The 18664-nt window shown below is 67.0% G+C and carries 17 protein-coding genes; 13 read left to right on the top strand and 4 right to left on the bottom strand.

Going from position 1 to position 18664, the window contains the following annotated elements:
• The first annotated feature begins 13 nt into the window (after positions 1–13).
• The gene (locus BWQ93_RS06955; RefSeq protein ID WP_077029880.1) at positions 14–1264 is read left to right on the top strand and encodes an MFS transporter; all 1251 of its coding nucleotides are present in this window, start codon (positions 14–16) and stop codon (positions 1262–1264) included.
• A gap of 148 nt (positions 1265–1412) precedes the next feature.
• Here BWQ93_RS06955 and BWQ93_RS06950 read toward each other — a convergent pair whose 3' ends face one another.
• Positions 1413–2528 carry an amidohydrolase family protein gene (locus BWQ93_RS06950; RefSeq protein WP_077029879.1) on the bottom strand — a complete coding sequence of 372 codons (1116 nt, stop codon included), beginning with the start codon at positions 2526–2528 and terminating at the stop codon, positions 1413–1415.
• Positions 2529–2647: 119 nt separating this feature from the next.
• Between BWQ93_RS06950 and BWQ93_RS06945 the strand changes: the two genes are divergently transcribed.
• The 7 genes from BWQ93_RS06945 to BWQ93_RS06915 all read left to right on the top strand — a co-directional run bounded on the left by BWQ93_RS06945 (position 2648) and on the right by BWQ93_RS06915 (position 10716).
• Positions 2648–3352 (top strand): FadR/GntR family transcriptional regulator, encoded by a 705-nt coding sequence (locus BWQ93_RS06945; protein ID WP_077029878.1) that lies wholly within the window; start codon positions 2648–2650, stop codon positions 3350–3352.
• Entirely contained in the window at positions 3349–4575 is a 1227-nt protein-coding gene (locus BWQ93_RS06940; RefSeq protein WP_077029877.1) for an alpha/beta fold hydrolase, read from the top strand. The genes BWQ93_RS06945 and BWQ93_RS06940 overlap by 4 nt, the downstream gene beginning before the upstream one ends.
• Before the next feature lie 67 nt (positions 4576–4642).
• Positions 4643–5860 (top strand): thiolase C-terminal domain-containing protein, encoded by a 1218-nt coding sequence (locus BWQ93_RS06935; protein ID WP_077029876.1) that lies wholly within the window; start codon positions 4643–4645, stop codon positions 5858–5860.
• 5 nt (positions 5861–5865) lie between these two features.
• Complete coding sequence (locus tag BWQ93_RS06930; RefSeq protein ID WP_077029875.1) at positions 5866–6291, top strand: Zn-ribbon domain-containing OB-fold protein; 426 nt, start codon at positions 5866–5868, stop codon at positions 6289–6291.
• A 4-nt stretch (positions 6292–6295) separates the two neighbouring features.
• Positions 6296–8497 carry a CaiB/BaiF CoA-transferase family protein gene (locus tag BWQ93_RS06925; RefSeq protein ID WP_077029874.1) on the top strand — a complete coding sequence of 734 codons (2202 nt, stop codon included), beginning with the start codon at positions 6296–6298 and terminating at the stop codon, positions 8495–8497.
• On the top strand, positions 8494–9867 hold the full coding sequence (locus BWQ93_RS06920) for a phosphotransferase family protein (RefSeq protein WP_077029873.1): 1374 nt from the start codon (positions 8494–8496) through the stop codon (positions 9865–9867). Before BWQ93_RS06925 ends, BWQ93_RS06920 begins: the two co-directional genes overlap by 4 nt.
• Before the next feature lie 21 nt (positions 9868–9888).
• Positions 9889–10716, top strand: a complete 828-nt coding sequence (locus tag BWQ93_RS06915) for a coniferyl-alcohol dehydrogenase (RefSeq protein WP_077029872.1) — start codon at positions 9889–9891, stop codon at positions 10714–10716.
• 187 nt (positions 10717–10903) lie between these two features.
• Here the strand turns inward: BWQ93_RS06915 and BWQ93_RS06910 are convergent, their stop codons facing one another.
• Positions 10904–11557: a TetR family transcriptional regulator gene (locus tag BWQ93_RS06910; RefSeq protein WP_077029871.1), complete on the bottom strand. Its 654-nt coding sequence runs from the start codon at positions 11555–11557 to the stop codon at positions 10904–10906.
• A 116-nt stretch (positions 11558–11673) separates the two neighbouring features.
• On the opposite strand from BWQ93_RS06910, the gene BWQ93_RS06905 reads away from it, so the two are divergent.
• From BWQ93_RS06905 to BWQ93_RS06885, 5 genes are read left to right on the top strand one after another with little or no spacing between them, the layout of a single operon-like run.
• A complete protein-coding gene (locus BWQ93_RS06905; RefSeq protein ID WP_077029870.1) occupies positions 11674–12456 on the top strand; it encodes an SDR family oxidoreductase in 783 nt (260 codons plus the stop codon).
• Between the two features lies 1 nt (position 12457).
• Positions 12458–13873, top strand: a complete 1416-nt coding sequence (locus BWQ93_RS06900) for an MFS transporter (RefSeq protein ID WP_077029869.1) — start codon at positions 12458–12460, stop codon at positions 13871–13873.
• Positions 13860–14609 (top strand): SDR family NAD(P)-dependent oxidoreductase, encoded by a 750-nt coding sequence (locus tag BWQ93_RS06895; protein WP_077029868.1) that lies wholly within the window; start codon positions 13860–13862, stop codon positions 14607–14609. The genes BWQ93_RS06900 and BWQ93_RS06895 overlap by 14 nt, the downstream gene beginning before the upstream one ends.
• Before the next feature lie 10 nt (positions 14610–14619).
• Positions 14620–15015: a Zn-ribbon domain-containing OB-fold protein gene (locus BWQ93_RS06890; protein WP_077029867.1), complete on the top strand. Its 396-nt coding sequence runs from the start codon at positions 14620–14622 to the stop codon at positions 15013–15015.
• On the top strand, positions 15012–16181 hold the full coding sequence (locus BWQ93_RS06885; RefSeq protein WP_077029866.1) for a thiolase family protein: 1170 nt from the start codon (positions 15012–15014) through the stop codon (positions 16179–16181). Before BWQ93_RS06890 ends, BWQ93_RS06885 begins: the two co-directional genes overlap by 4 nt.
• Positions 16182–16280: 99 nt before the next feature.
• On the opposite strand, the gene BWQ93_RS06880 is transcribed toward BWQ93_RS06885, so the two are convergent.
• Both BWQ93_RS06880 and BWQ93_RS06875 read right to left on the bottom strand, forming a co-directional pair.
• A complete protein-coding gene (locus tag BWQ93_RS06880; protein WP_077029865.1) occupies positions 16281–17420 on the bottom strand; it encodes a Gfo/Idh/MocA family protein in 1140 nt (379 codons plus the stop codon).
• Positions 17421–17431: 11 nt separating this feature from the next.
• The gene (locus BWQ93_RS06875; protein ID WP_198040491.1) at positions 17432–18664 is read right to left on the bottom strand and encodes a CaiB/BaiF CoA transferase family protein; all 1233 of its coding nucleotides are present in this window, start codon (positions 18662–18664) and stop codon (positions 17432–17434) included.

Below are 18664 nucleotides of genomic sequence, written 5' to 3'. Positions count from 1 at the left end.
CGAAAGGAATGACATGTCTTCGGAAATCTCGAGCCGCCGCGGTCTGACGCTGGGCCTGCTCGTCGTCGTCGCGGTCCTCAGCTACGTCGACCGCCAGGTCTTCACCTTGTTCCAGGACGACATCAAGGTCGAGCTCGGGCTCGACGACGGCCAGCTCGGGCTGCTCACCGGTATCGCCTTCGCCGCCTTCTACGCGCTCGCGGCCTTTCCGATCGCGCGCTACGCCGACCGTGGCGACCGCCGTCTGGTCATCGCCGTCTGCGTCTCGATCTGGAGCGCCGCGACCGCGCTCTCGGCCTTCGCGCACAGCTTCTGGCAGATGCTGCTCGCGCGCATCGGCCTCGCCGCGGCCGAGGCGGGGGCGGGCCCCGCGGGCATGTCCTTGCTCACCGACATCTTCCCCAAGGACCGCCGCACGACGATCATCTCGGTGATGCTCGCCGCTAATGCGGTCGGCCTGTCGGGCGGGCTCGCGCTCGCGGGCTGGTTGTCGCAATGGTACGACTGGCGCACCGTCTTCCTGATCGTCGGCCTACCGGGCATTGCCGTCGGTCTGCTCGTCTATCTGCTCGCCGCCGAACCTCGCCGCCGCGGCGTCGTCGAACCGGTGGCCCCGCCGCAGACCAGCCTCGGCGAAGTCCTCCGCACCATGGGCGCCAGCACCTCGCTTCGCTGGGTCGGCCTGCTGCTCTGCATGGTCCCTCTCACCGGCTTCGCCTTCATCCTGTGGGGCGCCTCCTTCTTCCAGCGCGTGCACGGCATGGACAAGACCGAGACCGGCTTCTGGCTCGGCGGCGCGATGGCCGCGGGGCTCGTCATCGGCAATCTCGTCGCGGGCTGGGTCAGCGATCGTTATGGCAAGGCCGACCCGCGCTTCAACGGCTGGTTCGCCGGCATCGGCCTGCTCGTCAGCTTCCCCTTCGGCGTCGGTTTCGCGCTCGCCGGGAACGCCTATGTTGCGCTCGCCTGCTTCGTCGTGGTTAAGTTTATGATGACGCTGCACCTCGGCCCGATCATCGCACTCTGCTTCGCGCAGGTGCCGGTGCAGATGCGCGCGATGATGTCGGCGACGATCAACATGTTCATCGGGCTGGCGGGGGTCGGGCTGGGCGGCACCGTCGCGGGCTATCTCAGCAAGGCCTTCACGCCGGGCTATGGCGATCTCTCGCTGCAGCCGTCGCTGGCGATCCTGTCGGGATGCTTGCTGGTCGGCGGGATTGCCGCGATCATGGCGGGGCGGACCGCGAAGCCGCTGGTGGAGTAAAAAGATCCTCACCATCGCGAAGCGTTGGGGAGGGGGACCGCGCCCGTAGGGCGTGGTGGAGGGGTTTCGACGCCAGCGCCATTACCCCTCCGTCAGCGCTTCGCGCTGCCACCTCCCCATCGCTTCGCGTGGGGAGGATCGACGGTGACTAAGCCGCCACCTTTGCGCTCGTCGCAACCCTGGGCTCCAGCCCGAACAGCCGCGCGGCGTTCAGCCCCAGGATATTCCGCCGCACCTCATCGCTAACCTCCATCCCCTCGAACAGCTCGTCGACGATGCGGCGGCTGATCGGGAAGGTGCCCTCGGCGTGCGGATAGTCCGACCCCCACATCACATTCTTCGCCCCCGGCAGCCCCGCGGCGGCCGACGCGATGCAGGCGCGGTCGTGCTGGAAGCTCGCCCAGATCTGGTCGTCGACGATCTGGCTCGGCGAGCGCGACAGCTTGGGAAACACGAAATTCGCGTGCGCGACGGACACCTCGTCCATCCGCTCGGCGAGCGCGACGAGCCAGCTCGCGCCGCTCTCGATAAACGCGACCTTCGCGCCCGGATTGCGGTCGAGCACGCCGCCCGCGGTCAGGTACATCGCGCTGTGCTGCGCGTCGTTCATCTGGTTGGTGTAGTTGATGATCCCCGCGCCCGGCCCGCGCTCGACGATCACACTTTCGAGCCCGGTGCCGGTGTGCATCACGAACACCACCCCCAGCGCCGCGCCCTTGGCGAACACCGGATCCCAAGCTTCATTGTTGTACTTCGGCAGCCCCGGCGGTGTCACCGCGGGCAGCATCGCCGCGGTAAAACCCTTCGATGCCAGATAATCGAGCTCGGCCAGCGTGTTCGAAAAATCGAGCACCGGCAGCATGCCGCAGCGCACGAAACGGTTCGGGTGCCCGCCGAGGAAACTGTCGTTCCAGTCGTTGTACAGCCGCGCCGACGCCGCCTCGGCATCGGGGCTGTCGAGGCAATAGAGCCACAAGCCCAGCGACGGGAAACAGATTTCGCTGTCGATCCCCTCCAGCTCCATATCCTCGAGCCGTCCCGCGATCTCGCGGATACCACGCCGCTGCGCATCGCCGAGCTGCTTCTCGCGATGCTGCCCGACGCGCAGGCGATAGATGATCTTGTCCTTGGTCCCGGTGACCAGATATTCGCCCTCCATTCGCGCGTGGATCGCATGGTCCTTGAGCGAGGCGGGCAGGCCATTGAGGAAGATGTCCGACGGTTCCATGATGTGGCTGTCGGCGCTGAACACAAAGGGTTTCATCGGCAGTCTCCTCGCGACTCGCTATCGGTCTTTGCACGATTAAAAGATACCTAGTTATATAAGTCAAGCGCTGCATGGGATAGACATTGCGCCGTATGAGGCTTAAACAGATACCTGTTATGGCCATCGCAACCGAGACCCTCGCTACCCGCACCGCGCGGAACCTCGCCAATCTCAGCCTCGCCGCGGACCCAGGCACCCACCTCGGCGCAGAGGACGACCTCCTCGCCCGCTTCGGGGTCAGCCGCCCAACGCTGCGCCAGGCAGCCAAGCTCGTCGAGCGCGACCGCCTCATCAGCATCCGCCGCGGCGCGCAGGGCGGCTATTATGCCGAGCGCCCCGACGCGCGCGACGCGATCCAGTCGCTCGCGCGCTTCATGCGTATGAAGGGCGCACACCTCGGCCATGTCATCCAGGTCACCCGCCCGGTTTCCGAAGAAGCCGCGGTTGCCGCTGCGCGCCACCGTAGCGCGACCGATGTCGAGGCGCTGCAAGCCTTTATCGCCACCATCGACGCGCGCGACACCCCGCGCGAGCTGATCGCCGCCGAAGTCGAGATGGCGCGCCTCATCTCGGGCATGAGCGGCAATCCGGTGGTCGAGCTGATCCTCGAAATCGGATACAGCTTCGGTCTCGACGAACGCGGCAGCGACCTCTACGCCGATCCCGACCGGCGCGCGCGCACCCGCGCGATGCAGCGCAGCCTGTGCCAGGCGATCATCGACGGCGATGCCGACATCGCCCGGCTGATGATGCGCCGCCGGTCGGACCAGTTCGACTTATGGCTGCACCTGGGCGGCATTGAGGAGAAGAAGCAGGCATGAGCATCGTCGAATATCGGGGTTTCGCGGGCGTCCGGCTCGAGGCCGAGGTGCTCGGCGCAGAAAACGATCCCGCGGTGCTGCTGCTCCACGGGGCCGGCCAAACCCGCGCCGTCTGGTCGGGCGTCGCGTCCGCACTCGAAAAAGCCGGGCGTCGGGTGATCAGCCTCGACCTGCGCGGTCACGGCGGCAGCGAATGGCCCGAGGACGCGCGTTACGATTTCGAGGCGCTGGTCGAGGACCTGCGCGCGGTGTTGGCGCAGATGGGCACGCGCCCCGTCGTCGTCGCCTCGACGCTCGGCGGCTGGATCGCCAGCGCGGCGCTCGAACGCGATGCCGCGGTGCTCGCCTCGGGCCTCGTCCTCGTCGATTCGCCGGTTCACGTCGACCCTGTGCTCGCCAAGCGCGTCGGCGAACGCATCCGCGAAGCCGCCACGCTCGCGCCGGGTCAGGCGCAATGGGACGTGCGCCTGTTCGACACGCTCGACACTTCGGCGATGGCCGACCGCCTCGACGGTGTTGCCGCGAAAATCGCGTTGCCGACGCTCTATGTCCGCGGCGCGATCAGCGAGCTCGTCACCAAAGCCGACGCGGCTGCCTTCGTCGCGCAGCTCCCCGACGGCGAGCTCGTCGAGGTCGAGAATAGCGCGCTCGTCGTCACCGACGACCGCGCCGACGCGCTCGGCGGCTACCTCATCGATTTTCTCGAACGCCGCGCCCCGCGCGGCTCGCCCGAATTTCGAGCGGGCAGCGACGCGCGCACCTTCCGCGACGCATTGGGCTGCTTCGCGACCGGGGTCACTGTCGTCACCGCGATCTGCCCCGACGGCACCCCCGTCGGGCTCACCGCGAACAGCTTCACCTCGGTCTCGCTCGATCCGCCGCTATTGCTCGTTTGCATCGCCAACAACGCCGGCAGCGCCCCCTATCTGCGCGACGCCGAGCGCTTTGCGGTCAATGTCCTCCAGATCGGCCAGCAGCCGACCTCGAACCGCTTCGCGGGCAAGGGCGAGGATCGCTTTGGCGTCACCCCGTGGGAGATCGGCGAATATGGCACCCCGGTGCTCACCGGCTCGCTCTCAAGCTTCGAATGTTCGCGCGACGCGGTGCACGACGGCGGCGACCATTTCATTCTCGTCGGGCGGGTGCTGAAGGCGATTTTCGAGCCGCGCCGTGACCCCTTGCTCTACTTCCGCGGCAAATATCGCAAACTCCATTTTGCTTGACCGCTGGACAAAGTGGCCTAGGCATCATATCCAACCTAGTTAGATAACTGGGAATCGGGAGAGAAGCATGGCCTGGGTCAATCAGGACAAATGCGCGATCGTCGGCGTCGGGGCGACCGACTATTATGTCCGCGGCAAAAGCTGGCCGCGGACGATCAACGACATGGCGGCCGAGGCGATCATGAACGCCTGCGCCGACGCGGGGATCAGCCACAAGCAGATCGACGGCTTTTCCTATTATTCGACCGCGGGCGCCGGTTATCTCGACAAGTTCGACACGGCCAGCCTGATGGAAACGCTCGGCATGCCGCACATCAGTTGGTCGGCGACTCTGACCAGCGGCGGCGGCGGCTGCCCCGGCGCGATCGGCCTCGCCACCGCGGGGCTGATGAACGAGGATTGCACCTACACCGTCACGCTGATGGCGCTGCAGCAATTGCCGCAGCATCGCCTCGGCGTCGTCTTCGGCGCCGCGGCGCCCAATCCCGAGAATAGTTTCTTGCAGCCCTCGGGCCTCGTCGGCCCCGGCCATCTGATGTCGGTGCTCGCGCGCCGCCACATGCACCTTTACGGCACAACGCAGGACGCCTTCGGCGAGGTCGTGATGGCGACCCGCGCCAACACCCACAACCGCCCCAAGGCGGTGCGCAAGGAGCCGCTGACCAAGGAACAATATGACGCCTCGGTGATGCTCGCCGATCCGCTGCGCCGCCTCGACTTCTGCCTCGAGACCGACGGCGCGGTCGCGGTGATCACGACGACGATGGACCGTGCGAAAGACTGCCGCCACAAACCCGCGGTCGTCCACGCCGCGGCGCATGGTGGCCAGCGCGAATGGGGCCGCGCCTTCGCCTGGATGGGCATGCCCGACCCGCATTTCGCGAGTTCGGGCCATAAATTTACCGCCGACCGCGTCTGGGCGCAGTCGGGGCTGACCGCGAAGGACATGGACGTCGCGCTGATCTACGATCATTTCAGTCCGATGGTGCTGATGCAGCTTGAGGATTATGGCTTTTGCGAGAAAGGCGAGGGCAATGACTATGTCCTCTCCGGCAAGCTGCGCTACGATCCCGCGACGGGCAAGGGCGTCAATGGCGGCGTGCCGGTGAACACCCACGGCGGCAACCTCAACGAAGCCTATATCATCGGCATGACGCACATCGTCGAGGGGGTCGAACAGGTGCGCGGCACCGCGATCAATCAGGTCAAGGACGCCGAATTTGCGCTCGTCTCGGGCGGCCCGGCGTCGCTCCCCGTCTCCAGCCTCATCCTGCGCAAGGACTGACCGACATGACCTATGGCCCCGCCCGCGCGCTTCCCGGCGACCAGATCCGCATCACCACCAACCCCGACACCGAGCCCTTCTGGCAGGCGGCGAAGGAGGGCAGGCTCACCGCCTGCCAGTGCGGCGAGTGCGGGCATTTCCGCATGCCGCCGACCGCGATCTGCCCCGAATGCGGCAGCCGCGCCAAGAACTGGCCGACGTTGCCCGGCACAGCGACGATCTTCAGCTTCGCGATCTGCAACAAGAACCCGAAAAATGGCGAGGATTATGTCTATGTCCCCGTCGTTGTCGACCTCGACGGCGCCCCGGGCACGCGCCTCAACGCCAATGTGTCGGGCTGCGATGCCGAGGACGTCCATATCGGGATGAAGGTCAGCGTCGACTGGACCCCGATCCAGGACGGCTGGGTCCTCCCCAACTTCAAGGCCTGACGCGATGCTGGGCGACCTTCGCATCGTCGAGATCGGGCAGGGGATGGCGGTTCAGGTCGCCGGTCTGATGCTGTCCGAACTCGGCGCCGAGGTTCTGAAGGTCGAACGCCCGGGCGGGGACCCCGCGCGTGGCACCGCGCCCTTCGCCAACTGGAACCGCGGCAAAAAGAGTGTCGTCCTCGATCTCGACACGCCCGAGGGGCTGGCGACCCTGAATCAGCGCCTCGCCGGCGCCGACGCCTTGCTTCACCAATTCACTCCGTCGCGCGCCAAAGCGCTCGGCCTCGACGACGCGACCCTCGCCGCGCACCATCCGCATCTCGTCGTCACCGCGATCACCGGCTCACCCGCGAACCATCCCGATGTCGAGCGCAGCGACGACGAACTGCTCGTCGCCGCGCGCGTCGGCGCGATGTACGAGAATGACGGCCACCGCGCGGGCCCGATCGCCTATCGCTACCGCCAAGGCAGCTGGTCCGCCGCGCACCTCGCCGCCGCAGGGCTGCTCGCGCGGCTCGTGATGCGTCTCCAGACGGGGCAGGGCGGCGCCGCCCACACCTCGATCTTCCAGGGCTTTCTCGCGACGCTCCCGCTGGTCTGGGCGCGCAACAGCGAGGGGCCGATGCCTGACCCGGTCACCTATCCGCTCGGCCCGCGCCCGATCGCGCAGCAGCTCTTCCAATGCGCGGGCGGCGACTGGCTCCAGATCATGGATCCGACCCGCCAGTTCGACTACGCCACCATGCCGACGATGTGGGACGTCATGGCCGAGACCGAGGTCGACCTCGAGACCGAGACCGGACAGGCCGCGGCCTTCAAACTCCGCCCGCTCGAAAACTGGCTTGCCGATCTTCGCGCCGCCGACATCGCCGCCGAACCCGCCTTCCCGATGGGCGAGGTGCTCCGCCACGACGATGCCGTTGCCAACCGCTACGTCATCGAAGTCGACGACCCCGATCTCGGCCAGACGCGCCAGCCCAACACGCCCTTCCACAGCGACGCCGACCTCCCGCAGGGCCGCCCGGCCCCGCGCCTCGGCGAAGGTGGCGATACCGCTTGGCCCGCCAAAGCGGCACCGGCCTCCGGCACCGCCCCTGCCGAAGTGCTCGAAGGTGTCCGCGTCCTCGATCTCGGCATGTTCCTCGCCGGTCCGATGGGGCCGTCGATGATGGGCGACATGGGCGCCAACGTCATCAAGGTCGAAGCGCTGACCGGCGACCGCATCCGTTTCATGCACCGCTATTATCAGGCCGCGGCGCGCAGCAAGCGCAGCCTCGCGCTCGACCTGACCCGGCCCGAGGCGCAGCCAATCCTCGGACGGCTCCTGAAATGGGCCGAACTCGTCCATCACAATATGCGCTTCAAGGGCGCAGCGAAGCTCGGCCTCAGCGAAGAGGGCATCCGCCAATACAACCCCGACATCGCGTTCAATTACTCGAGCGCCTATGGCCAGCGCGGCGCGCGCGGCAATTGGCCGGGCTATGACTCGATCTTCAACGCGATCGCCGGCTGGGAGTTCGAGAACGCGGGCGAGGGCAATCGCCCCGTCTTCAATCGCCCCGGCACGATGGACGTCGCGACCGCGCAAAGCTGCCTCGTCGAGCTGATGGCCTCGCTCTACGCCAAGCGCACCACGGGGCGTGGTTACACGACGCAGACCTCGCTGCTCGGCATGGCCGCCTTCACGCAGGGCGAGCGGCTGATCGACGCCGATGGCAAACTCACCGAAACCTATCACCTGACGAGCGATCAGACCGGCTTTTCGCCCTACCACCGCATTTTCGAATGCATCGACGGTTGGGTCGCGGTCGCGGCGCTCAAATCCGGCCAGCAGGCCGCGATGCGCGAAGCGATGGGCAGCGACGAGGATGGTTTCGCCGACGCCGCCAAGGGCAACAAGGCCGACGAACTGACCGCGGCGCTCGAAGCCGCTGGCGTGCCCTGCGACGTCGTCAATTTCGAAAATGCGATGCACCGCTTCTTCGACGATCCGCTCAACCGCGAACTGAACCTGATCTCGGTCCTGCCGCAGCCGCTCTACGGCATCGTCGAACAGCCCGGCGCCTTCTGGAATTTCGGCGATACCCCGGTCGTGTTCAAACGCTGCTGCCCCGCCGTCGGCGAGCATAGCGACGAGATCCTGCGTGAAATCGGCTATTCGGCCGAAGAAGTCGCCGCCTTTCGCGAGGCAAAGATCGTCGGATGAATCCGCACGACCTCCTCCCCAACGGACTGGCCACCGCGGTCGAAAGCGCCAGCGGCGCGCGCGTGACCGCGGTCCGCCCACGCGGCGGCGGCGGCGCCTCGCGCGAGGGTGCCGAGCTCGATCTCCTATGGCCCGACGGCCGCGCCGCCAGCGCCTATATGAATTACGACGTGCACAAGGCCGGGGCGGGCGACGACGCTGCTTTCCACCGCGAAGCCGCGGTCCTCCGCGCGCTTTCGGGCCCGCTGGCCCACGCCGGAGTCCGCGTCGCGCCGTTCTACGCTTCGGTCCCCGACCAGCGCGCGCTCGTCTGCGGCATGATCTCCGGCAACGACCGCTTCGGCGGCATCGCCGACACCGCCCAGCGCGACACGCTCGCAGCCGACTTCATGAGCCAGCTCGCCGCGCTCCACCGCATCGACGTCGCGGCGAATCCCGTCGAGGGCATGGGCCCGGTCGAACCCGCCGAGACCTTGGTCCGCCGCCGCATCGCCGAGCTGCGCGCGGGCAACGGCGGCAAGGGTTGGGACCCGCTGATCCACCTGTCGCTCGACTGGCTCGAAGCCAATGTCCCCGCGAACATGCCCGCACCGGTCATCGTCCATGGCGACGCCGGCCCCGGAAATTTCCTCTACGACGACGACCGCGTCACCGCGCTGCTCGACTGGGAGCTCGTCCATTATGGCGACCCGATGGCCGATCTTGCGATGCTCGCGATCCGCATGCTCTTCCAGGGTTTCGTGCCGCTGCCGCAGGCCTTTGCCGCCTATGAGGCTGCGGGCGGGCACAAGGTCGACCTGCCGCGCCTCATCTACTGGCGCCTGCTCTTCCAGACGAGCTTCGCGCGCCGCTCGCGCTACGACGATCCCGACACGCCGCCGCCGCCCAATCTCGGCATGAACCTCGTCTATTCGACGATCCATCGCCGCGTCCTCTCGCACGCGCTCGCCGACGCCGCGGGCATCGCCTTGCCGCCCGTCGCGCTGCCCGACGCCCCGCTCGGCGCGCACGATCGTAGCTTCGCGATCGCGCTCGACGATATCCGCGACACCATCGTCCCGCGCCTGTCGGATCAACAAGCGGCCGTGAAGGCCAAGGGCATGGCGCGCCTCATCAAATGGTGGAGGGCGATCGAGCGCTTCGAACCCGGCTTCTACGCCGCCGAAAAAGCCGAGATCGAAACCGCGCTCGCGCTGGAGTTCGCCGACTATCGCACCGCCTGGACCGCCTTCCGCGACGCCGTCGCCGGCGGCCGCATCGCCACCGATGCCGCGATCATCCTCTGCAACGCGCACGAAACGCGCGAGGCGGCGCTGATGGCCGATGCGATGGGCGGCCTCGCCGACACCAAATTCGCACCATTACAATAAGATCAGGAAGGGTAGAGGACCATGTCGAAGGATATTCTAAGCTATAAGGGCAAGCGCGTCGTCGTCATGGGCTGCTTCTCGGGCACCGGCGAGGCCTGCGCCCGCGCGCTCGTCGACCTCGGCGCCGAAGTGCACGGCGCCGACATCAAGCCCTCGCCGGTGAACCTTGCGAGCTTTACCGAGGTCGATCTCAAAAACCCCGACGCCATCGCCGCGGGCATCGCCAGCATCGGCGGCAAGATCGACGCCGTGTTCAACGTCTCCGGCCTGCCGCAGACCTTCCCCGGCGAGGATGTCGTCACGGTCAACTTCCTCGGCATTCGCGCCTGGACCGAAGGCTGGGTCCCGCATCTCAACCCCGGCGCCGCGATCGTCTCGGTCTCGTCGCTCGGCGGCATGAAATGGCTCACGCGCCAGCCGCTGCTCCGCGAGTTCATCGCGATCGAGGATTTCGCTGAGGCGCGCCAATGGTATCTGGATCGCGCGGGCGAGGTCGGCGATCCCTACAGTCTCGCCAAGGAAGCCATCAACACCTGGACCCAGGTCCGCGCGCCCGACCTGATCGGCCGCGACATCCGCATCAACTGCACCATGCCCAGCCCGATCGACACCCCGATGCTCGGCGAGTTCCGCAAGGTGGCGGGTGACGCGGTGCTTGGTGCCTTCGCCAAGGCCAAAGGCCGCTATTCGACCGCCGAGGAGCAGGCGCTGCCGCTGATCCTGCTCAACAGCGACGCCGCGAGCTTCATCAGCGGCGTGTGCCTTCCGGTCGACGCCGGCCTCGCGGGCGGCCTCGCGACGGGCGTACTCGACATCCAGAAGATGATCGCCGAGGCGACGGGGGCGTGATGTTTCCTCCCCCTGGATGGGGGAGGCAGCGAGACTTGGCAGCTTGCTGCCTAGTCGCAGCGGTGGGGGTGTGGTTTCGGCCTGACACGACGATGCCATGACGCACCATCACCCTCATCCAACTTCGCCTAGCGCCAAAGGCGCAAGGCTCCGTATCCTTCTCCCATCAAGGGAGAAGGATAACGGACTACCCCCGCGCCCCCAGCATCATCGCGATACTATGCGCCGCCGCCGCCTTGAGGTCCGCGTAACCGACGCCGTCGCTGTGACTGCTCATCGGTCCGATCGCCGACAGGCGCTCGAGGATCATCAGCACGGTGCCCGCGCACGACCGCGGCGACAGATGCGCCGGGGTGCGCCCCGCGGCCTGTGCGCGCTCGACCTGCCGGCTGATCGCATCCATCATCGGCCGCGCCTGCGTCATCCGCGCCTCGTAGAAGCGCGTGTCGCCTTCCTCGGCGGCGAGGTTACGCACGACGAAGATCGTCCGGTTGCGATTCCAGATGCCGGTATATTCCTCGACGAACGCCGCCGCGGCCGCGTCGGCCCCCGGCGCCAGCCAGTCGCGCGCGACGATTGCTTCGAGCTCGGGAGTGGTCTGGCTCGCATGCTCAAGCGCCGCCAGCACCACCTCGGGCACCCCCTTGAAATAGACATAGAAGGTCGCGGGCGAGGTCTGCGCCGCGCGCGCGACGTCGACCACCGACACGTCGCGCAGCCCGTGCGTCTCGAGCAGGTCGACCGTCGCGTCGATCAATTGCTGCCGCGTGCGTTGCCCCTTCGCGCCCAGCTTGCGCTCGGGCGGCGCTTCTGCCGCGATGATGGACTGTGCCTGCGCCAAATAGGTGATCCTGCCCCGATATTCGCCCGCTATCCTAACAGCGGGGTTGCGATATGGCAAAAAATTGACGTATCGTCAAAAATGAAACCTAAAACACGAAAATCAGGGGACATGGGATGGAGAGGCTAGCCGGCAAGGTCGCCGTCGTGACCGGCGCATCGAAGGGCATGGGGCGGCATTTCGTCGCCGCGCTCGTCGCATCGGGAGTGAAGGTCGCGTGCCTCGCGCGCCCTTCCGATGAGTTCGATACGCTCGCCGCCGAATTTGGCGATGCCGTGCTCCCGGTGGCCTGCGACGTCGCCTCATCGGACGCGGTGAACGCCGCCGTCGCGCAGACCGCGGCGCATTTCGGCCGCATCGACGTCGTCGTCGCCAACGCCGCGGTCTATCATCCCTTCGCTTTCGAGACCGGCAGCGACGCGATGATCCGCAACCATGTCGACATCAACATCCTCGGCGTCTCGTGGCTGGTCCGCGCCGCGATCCCGCATCTGCGCGCCAGCAAGGGCCAGATCATCGCGATCAGCAGCGAATCGGTGAACATGCCCTTCCCGATGCTCGCGCTCTACGCCGCGACCAAGGCGGCGGTCGAAACGCTCTGCCACGGCCTGCGCGACGAACTGCGCAGCGACGACATCCGCGTCACCGTCCTTCGCTCGGGTTCGGTCAAGGGCGGCTCGGGCGGCAAGGCCTGGTCGCAGGAAACCGTCGCCGCCTTCTACAAGAAGATCGTCGAGACCGGCCACGCGTCGATGACCGGCGAGGGGGCGACCCCCGAATCGATGGCCAAGGCGTTGCTCTCGGTCATCGGCCTGCCCGCCGACATCGGCGTCGATCTGATCGAGGTCCGCGCCGCGCAGGTCGGCCTGCCCGAAGGGGCGAAGGCCGTCGCGAGCTAGCGTGACCGACCGCCGCAACCTTCCCCTCATCATCGGCGCGCTCTGGATCGCCGAGGTCACCGGCTCGTTCGAAACCGCGATGATCCTCGCGGCGCTCAAGAAGCTGATCGAGGATTTCGGCAACCCCGCGATGGTCGGCTGGCTGATCACGGGTTACCTCATCGTCGGCGCCGCGATCGCTGCGATCGTCGGCCGCCTCGGCGACCTGTTCGGGCGGCGGCAGGTGCTCGTCGCCGTGCTGATCGTCGGCGCGGTCGGGTCGCTGATCAGCGCGCTGTCGACCAACTTCCCCGTGCTGCTCGCGGGCCGCCTGATGCAGGGCGTCACCGGGGCGATCCTGCCGCTCTGCATCGGGCTCGTGCACGAGAACGCGGGCAAGGAACGCGCCCCGATGGCGATCGGGCTGATGATCTCGGGCGCGTCGATCGGTACCGCGGCGGGGCTCGTCGCCGGCGGCATGATCGTCGATAATTTCAGCTGGCACGGGGTGTTCTTCGCCAGTGCGGGCCTGTGCGCGGTCTCGGCGGCCGCGATCGGTGGCCTGCTTCCGCGCTCGCCGCGCCAGCCCGCCTCCGAACCCGTCGACTGGCTCTCGGGGCTCGCCTTCGCGCCCGGCGTCGCGCTGGTGCTCGTCTATTTCACGATGGGCAAGGACTGGGGCTGGGCCGCGCCGCTGCCGCTCGCCGCGCTGGGCGCAGGGCTGCTGCTCACCCTCTGGTGGTGGCGCGCCAGCCTCGCGAGCCCGAACCCGCTGATCGCGGTGCGCAGCTTCTCCGACCGCACCATCGCGATCGGCAGCGCGGTGACCGCGCTCGTCGCGATGAGCGCGCTCCAGATCACCGTCTTCTTCTCGCTGCTGATGCAGGCGCCGCTGTGGACGCTCGCCGGCCTCGGCTTCACCGCGACGCTCGCGGGCATCGCCAAGCTGCCCTCGAACCTCAGCTCGGTCTTCGCCGGCCCGCTCGGCGGCTGGCTCGCGGCGCGCGGCGGTGGGCGTTTCGCGTTGATCGCGGGCGGTTTCGTCACCGTCGCCGGCTGGTTGCTGTGGTTCGTGATGGACGTCGACAGCTTTCCCAAGGTCGTAGTGCAGCTCATCATCATCAGCTTCGGCACCACGATGCTCTTCTCGGTCGCGCCGACGATCATCGCGCAGGCCTCGCCGCCCGAGCGGATCAGCGAAATCTCGGGGCTGCTCACCGTCATCCGTCAGCTCTTCATGGGCATCGGCGCACAGATGGTGACGACGTTGCTGGCGGCCGACATCGTCCGCCGCGGCGAGGAAAGCTACCCATCGCCGTTTGCCTACGACATCACCGTCGCCGTGATCGCCGCGCTGTGCACCGCCGCGGTGCTGACCGCGCTCGCGTTGCCAAAGGCACCCGCACCGGCAAAGGAGCAAGACCATGGTGTCGGATGACTTGACCGGCAAGATCGCTGTCGTCACCGGCGGCGGGCGCGGCTTCGGCAAGGCCTTCGGCCATGCACTTGCAGCGCGCGGTGCGCAACTGGTCCAACTCGATCTCGACGAAGATGCGGCAAAGGCGGCGGCCGCGGAGATCGGCCATGGCGCCGAAGCGATCTGCCTCGATGTCGCCGACGAACCCGAAGTCGAGCGCGTCATGGCCGACATCGCCGCGCGCCACGGCGGCATCGACATATTGATCAACAACGCCGGCATCCACTCGGCTGAAGCCAACGAGTTTATCGGCACGCTCGGCACCGCGCGCACGCGGCGCATGTTCGACGTCAACATCTGGGGCGTCATCTATTGCACGCTGTCGGCGCGGCCCTTCATGGCGGCGCGCGCGGGGGCGTCGATCGTCAACATCTCCTCGATGGCCGCCTATGGCGCGCAAAAGGCCTATGGCGTGTCCAAGCTCGCGGTGCGCGGCCTGACAGTCTCTTTCGCGAATGAGCTCGCGCCCGATGGCATCCGGGTCAACGCCATCGCACCCGGACTGATCTTCACCGACACGGTCCGCGCGGAACTGCCGCAGCCGGTGGTCGATCATGTGATGGCGATGCAGATCCTCCAGCGCGAAGGCGAGGAACGCGACATCGTCGAGGCGATGCTGTGGCTCGTCTCAACATCGGCCAGCTTTATCACCGGTGAAACGATCCGCGTCAGCGGCGGCGCCACGCTCCAGATATGATTGCGAGACTATGAGACCGCTCCCCGAACTCACCCCCGAGAATACCGCCTTCTGGACCGGCGGCGCTAAGAACAAGCTGTTGATCGCCTTCTGCGGTGACTGCCAGCACGCGATCCACCCGCCGCAGCTCGTCTGCCCGAAATGCTGGTCCGAAGCGGTCGAGTTCAAACCCGTTCCCGGCACCGGAACGGTCTACACTTTCACCGTCAACCATCAGCCCTGGATGCCCGATATGCCGGTGCCCTTCGCGCTCGCGGTGGTCGACATCGATGGCGCGTCCGGCGTCCGCGTCACCGCCGAGGTGGTGAATGCCGATCCCGAAAGCATCGCCATCGGCCAGAAGTTGAAGGTCGGCTTCTTCAACATCGACGACGTCTGGTTCCCGCAGTGGGAGCCTGCGCAATGACCCTCGCAGCCGCCATCACCGGCGTCGGCATGTCCGACATCGGTCGCAAGACGAACCGTCCAGCGATGATCCACCTTGCCGAGGCCGCGCGGCGCGCGCTCGACTGTGCGGGGCTGACCAAGGGCGATATCGACGGCATTTCGACCTATCCGGGCAAGGCCGACAATTCGCCGGGCATGTCGCCGCTCGGCACCGGCGAGGTGCGCAATGCGCTCGGCCTCAAGACGCGCTGGCACAGCGCGGTCCCCGACGGCCCGTCGCAGATGGCGCCCATCCAGGTGGCTGCCATGGCGGTCGCGACGGGGCAGGCGCGGCATGTCCTGTGCTTTCGTGCGCTCACCGAAAGCTCGTCGCAGACCGCGACGCAGCGCGCGAGCATCCCCGGCGCGGGCCGCGCGCGGCTCGGCGGATGGTACAGCTACCTTGTCCCCGCCAAGGCGATGTCGGCGTCGAACTGGGCCGGCTGGATGGCGCAGCGCTATTTCCACGAGTTCGGTATGACACGCGAACATCTCGGCTTGGTCGCGACCGGCCAGCGCGCGTTTGCGCAGCAAAATCCATCGGCGGTGATGCGTACCCCGCTGACTATGGAGGATTATCTTGGCGCCCGCACGATCTCGTCGCCGCTCGGGCTGTTCGACTGCGACGTGCCGATCGACGGCGCCTGCGTGGTGATCGTTTCCGCCGCCGACGCCGCGAAGGATTGCGCCCAGGCGCCGCTGACGATCGCGGCGATGGGCGCCGCGCTCGGCTCGCAGGAGAGCTGGGACCAGCGCCCCGACCTCACCACGATGGGCGCGCACGACGCGGCCGCCGACATGTGGACGCGCACCGACCTGAAGCCCGCCGACGTCGATGTTCTCGGCCTCTACGACGGTTTCAGCATCTTCGTGCCCTATTGGCTCGAAGCCATGGGCTTCTGCGGCCATGGCGAGGCGAAGGACTTTATCGCCGAGGGCAATATCGGCCCCGGCGGACGCTTCCCGGTGAACACGGGCGGCGGGCAATTGTCGGGCGGGCGGTTGCATGGTTTCGGTCTGTTGCATGAAGTTTGCACCCAGCTCTGGGGGCAGGCCGGCGGGCGTCAGGTCGATGGGGCCAAGGTCGGTGCGTGCGGCATGGGCGGCGGCTTTATCGCGGGTTCGATGCTGCTGCGGCGGGATTGATCATCGCTATCGATACAAATTTCCGTTCGTGCTGAGCTTGTCGAAGCACCGTTCTTCCTTCTTCCGACGTCGAAAAGAAAGAACGGCCCTTCGACAAGCTCAGGGCGAATGGGTTTGTACGTTTGCCGCGGGGATATCGACCCACCGCCGCTCGTCGCTCGCCAGCACCGCCGCCTCTACGACCTCATGAACATGCAGAGCTTGCGCAAAATCCGGCGCCGCTATTCCCACGCCACCGATCGCATCGCGCGTCTTGGCAAAGATCGACGCCAGCGCCAGCAGCCCCGTCTCGGGCCGATCGGCGACCGCATGGCACCCCGGCACCGACAGATACTCGGGCCCGATCGCGATCGCCTCGATCGCCGCGCTCCCCAGCGCCTCATCCCTCGTCCCGAACAGCCGCGTATCGTGCGCCATCGGAAACACCGGCGCGCGCGCTTCGAGCCGTCCCTTCGATCCCCACACCGAAAAGCGGAACCCGTCGCCGCCGATCTTGCACCAATTCGCCTCCAGCCGCGTCGGCAGGCCCGAGGCGTGGCGCAGCAACATCGACGCCCGGTCGGGCACCCCTGGACGGATGATTTCGCCGTCCAAAGGCCACGCCTTCAGCGCCAACGACTGGTCCGCCGTCACCGCCGCCACCGGCCCGAAAAAATGCACCAGCAGGTGCAGCATATGGCTCCCCAGATTGCGTCCCGCGCTCGCGCCGTTCGCGGGATCGGCGAACCAGACATAGCCGGGGACATTGGTCTGCGCGGCGCTGAACAAAGGCACCTCGAACGCGACATCGGCGCCGAAGACCTCGCCGAGCCAGCCGGTATCGATCATCGCCTTCATCTGCACCATCGCGGGCACGGCCTGCATGAAGGCGTCGACCACCGCGACCGTCCCGGCCGCGCGCCAGGCATCGGTCATCGCCCGCGCGTCGTTCAGATCCTTGGCAAAGGGAATGCCGTTATAGACATGCTTGCTCGCGCCAAGCGCCGCCATCACCATGGCGAAACGCAGCGGCGGCCGCGTGCCGCAATCGACGATGTCGATCTCGGGATCGGCGGCCATCGCGCGGAAGTCGTGGAAGGCCCGCGCCACCTGGAAATCCTCCGCCGCCTTCGCCGCCGTCGCGGGCCGTGAGGTGCAGATCGCGGTCACCTCGATTCCGTCGAGGCTGCGCCACGCGGGCAGATGCGCCTTCGCGCCCCAAGCGGCGCTGATGATGCCGACGCGAAGGGGAGGGGCCATCGCCGCCGCTCTCAGGCGATCGCCTTCTTGTTTTTGAGATCCTCGATCCGGTCCCATTCGAGCCCCAGTTCCATCAGGAACAATTCGGTATGCTCCGACGCCTCGGGCGCGCGCGTGTTCTCGACCCCCGCATGGTTGAACTGCACCGGGTTCGCGACCAGCCGGATCGGCGCCCCGCCGTCCGCAGACTCGACCTCGAAGATCAGGTCGTTCGCCAGCACCTGCTCGTCGCTCGCAACATCGTGCACCGACTGATAGGCGGCCCATTGCCCCTTCATCGTCTTGAGATGCTCGATCCAATAGGCATAGGGCTGCGCCGCGATCGCAGCCTTGACCAAAGGATAGGCCTCCGCCGCATTCGCCATGATCGCCTCGGCAGTCGAGAAACGTTCGTCCTGCGCCGCCTCGGCGATGCCGAGATGCCCGAACACATCGTCGATATAGGGGCCGGGTGACAGCACGGTCAGGTTGATGAACTTGCCGTCCGCCGTCTTGAACACGCCCATAAAGGGGTTGGTGCCCACCGATTGCCCGCCACCGGGCATCAGATTCTCGAACGGATCCTTGCCCAATTCCATCGCGACGTCGACCGAACAGGCGGTCGCCCAGATGCCCGACGACAGCAGCGACACATCGACCTCGGTCGCCTCGCCGGTACGTTCGCGGTGGAACAGCGCCGCGGCGATGCCGCCCGCGATATTCATCCCCCCGATCGTGTCGCCATAGGCCGGGCCAGGCTGCGTCAGCGGCCCATCGAGCTCCTTCGGCGTCACCAGCACCGCCGACCCGCCGCGCGCCCAGTATGCCGTGCTGTCGAACCCGCCCTTGTCGCGCTCGGGCCCCTTGTCGCCGAACGCACTGCCGCGAACATAGATGATGTCGGGGTTTGCCGCGCGGATATGCTCGATGTCGATCTTTAGTTTCTGCCGCGCCGAGGGCAGGTAGTTGGTCAGGAAGACGTCGGCCGTCTTCGCGATCTCATAGAGTAGCTCGCGCCCTTCCTCGGTCGAGATGTCGATCCCGACGCTGCGTTTCCCCCGGTTCGGATGCTGCATCAGCGACGAGCGCTGCGGATTCACCGCGAGCCGCTGTAGCATCTGGATACCGCGCTGCGCGTCGCCGCGCACCGGATGCTCGATCTTGATCACATCGGCGCCCCAGTCGGTCATCACCCCGCCCGCCGCGGGAACGAAGGTGAATTGCGCGACTTCGAGGACGCGAATGCCCTCCATGACCTTTGTCAT

Origin of the sequence: Sphingopyxis sp. QXT-31, assembly GCF_001984035.1 — a bacterium.
Classification (GTDB): Bacteria; Pseudomonadota; Alphaproteobacteria; order Sphingomonadales; family Sphingomonadaceae; genus Sphingopyxis.
Note: the sequence above shows the minus strand (reverse complement) of the source record. Positions and strands in the feature narration are given on the sequence as shown.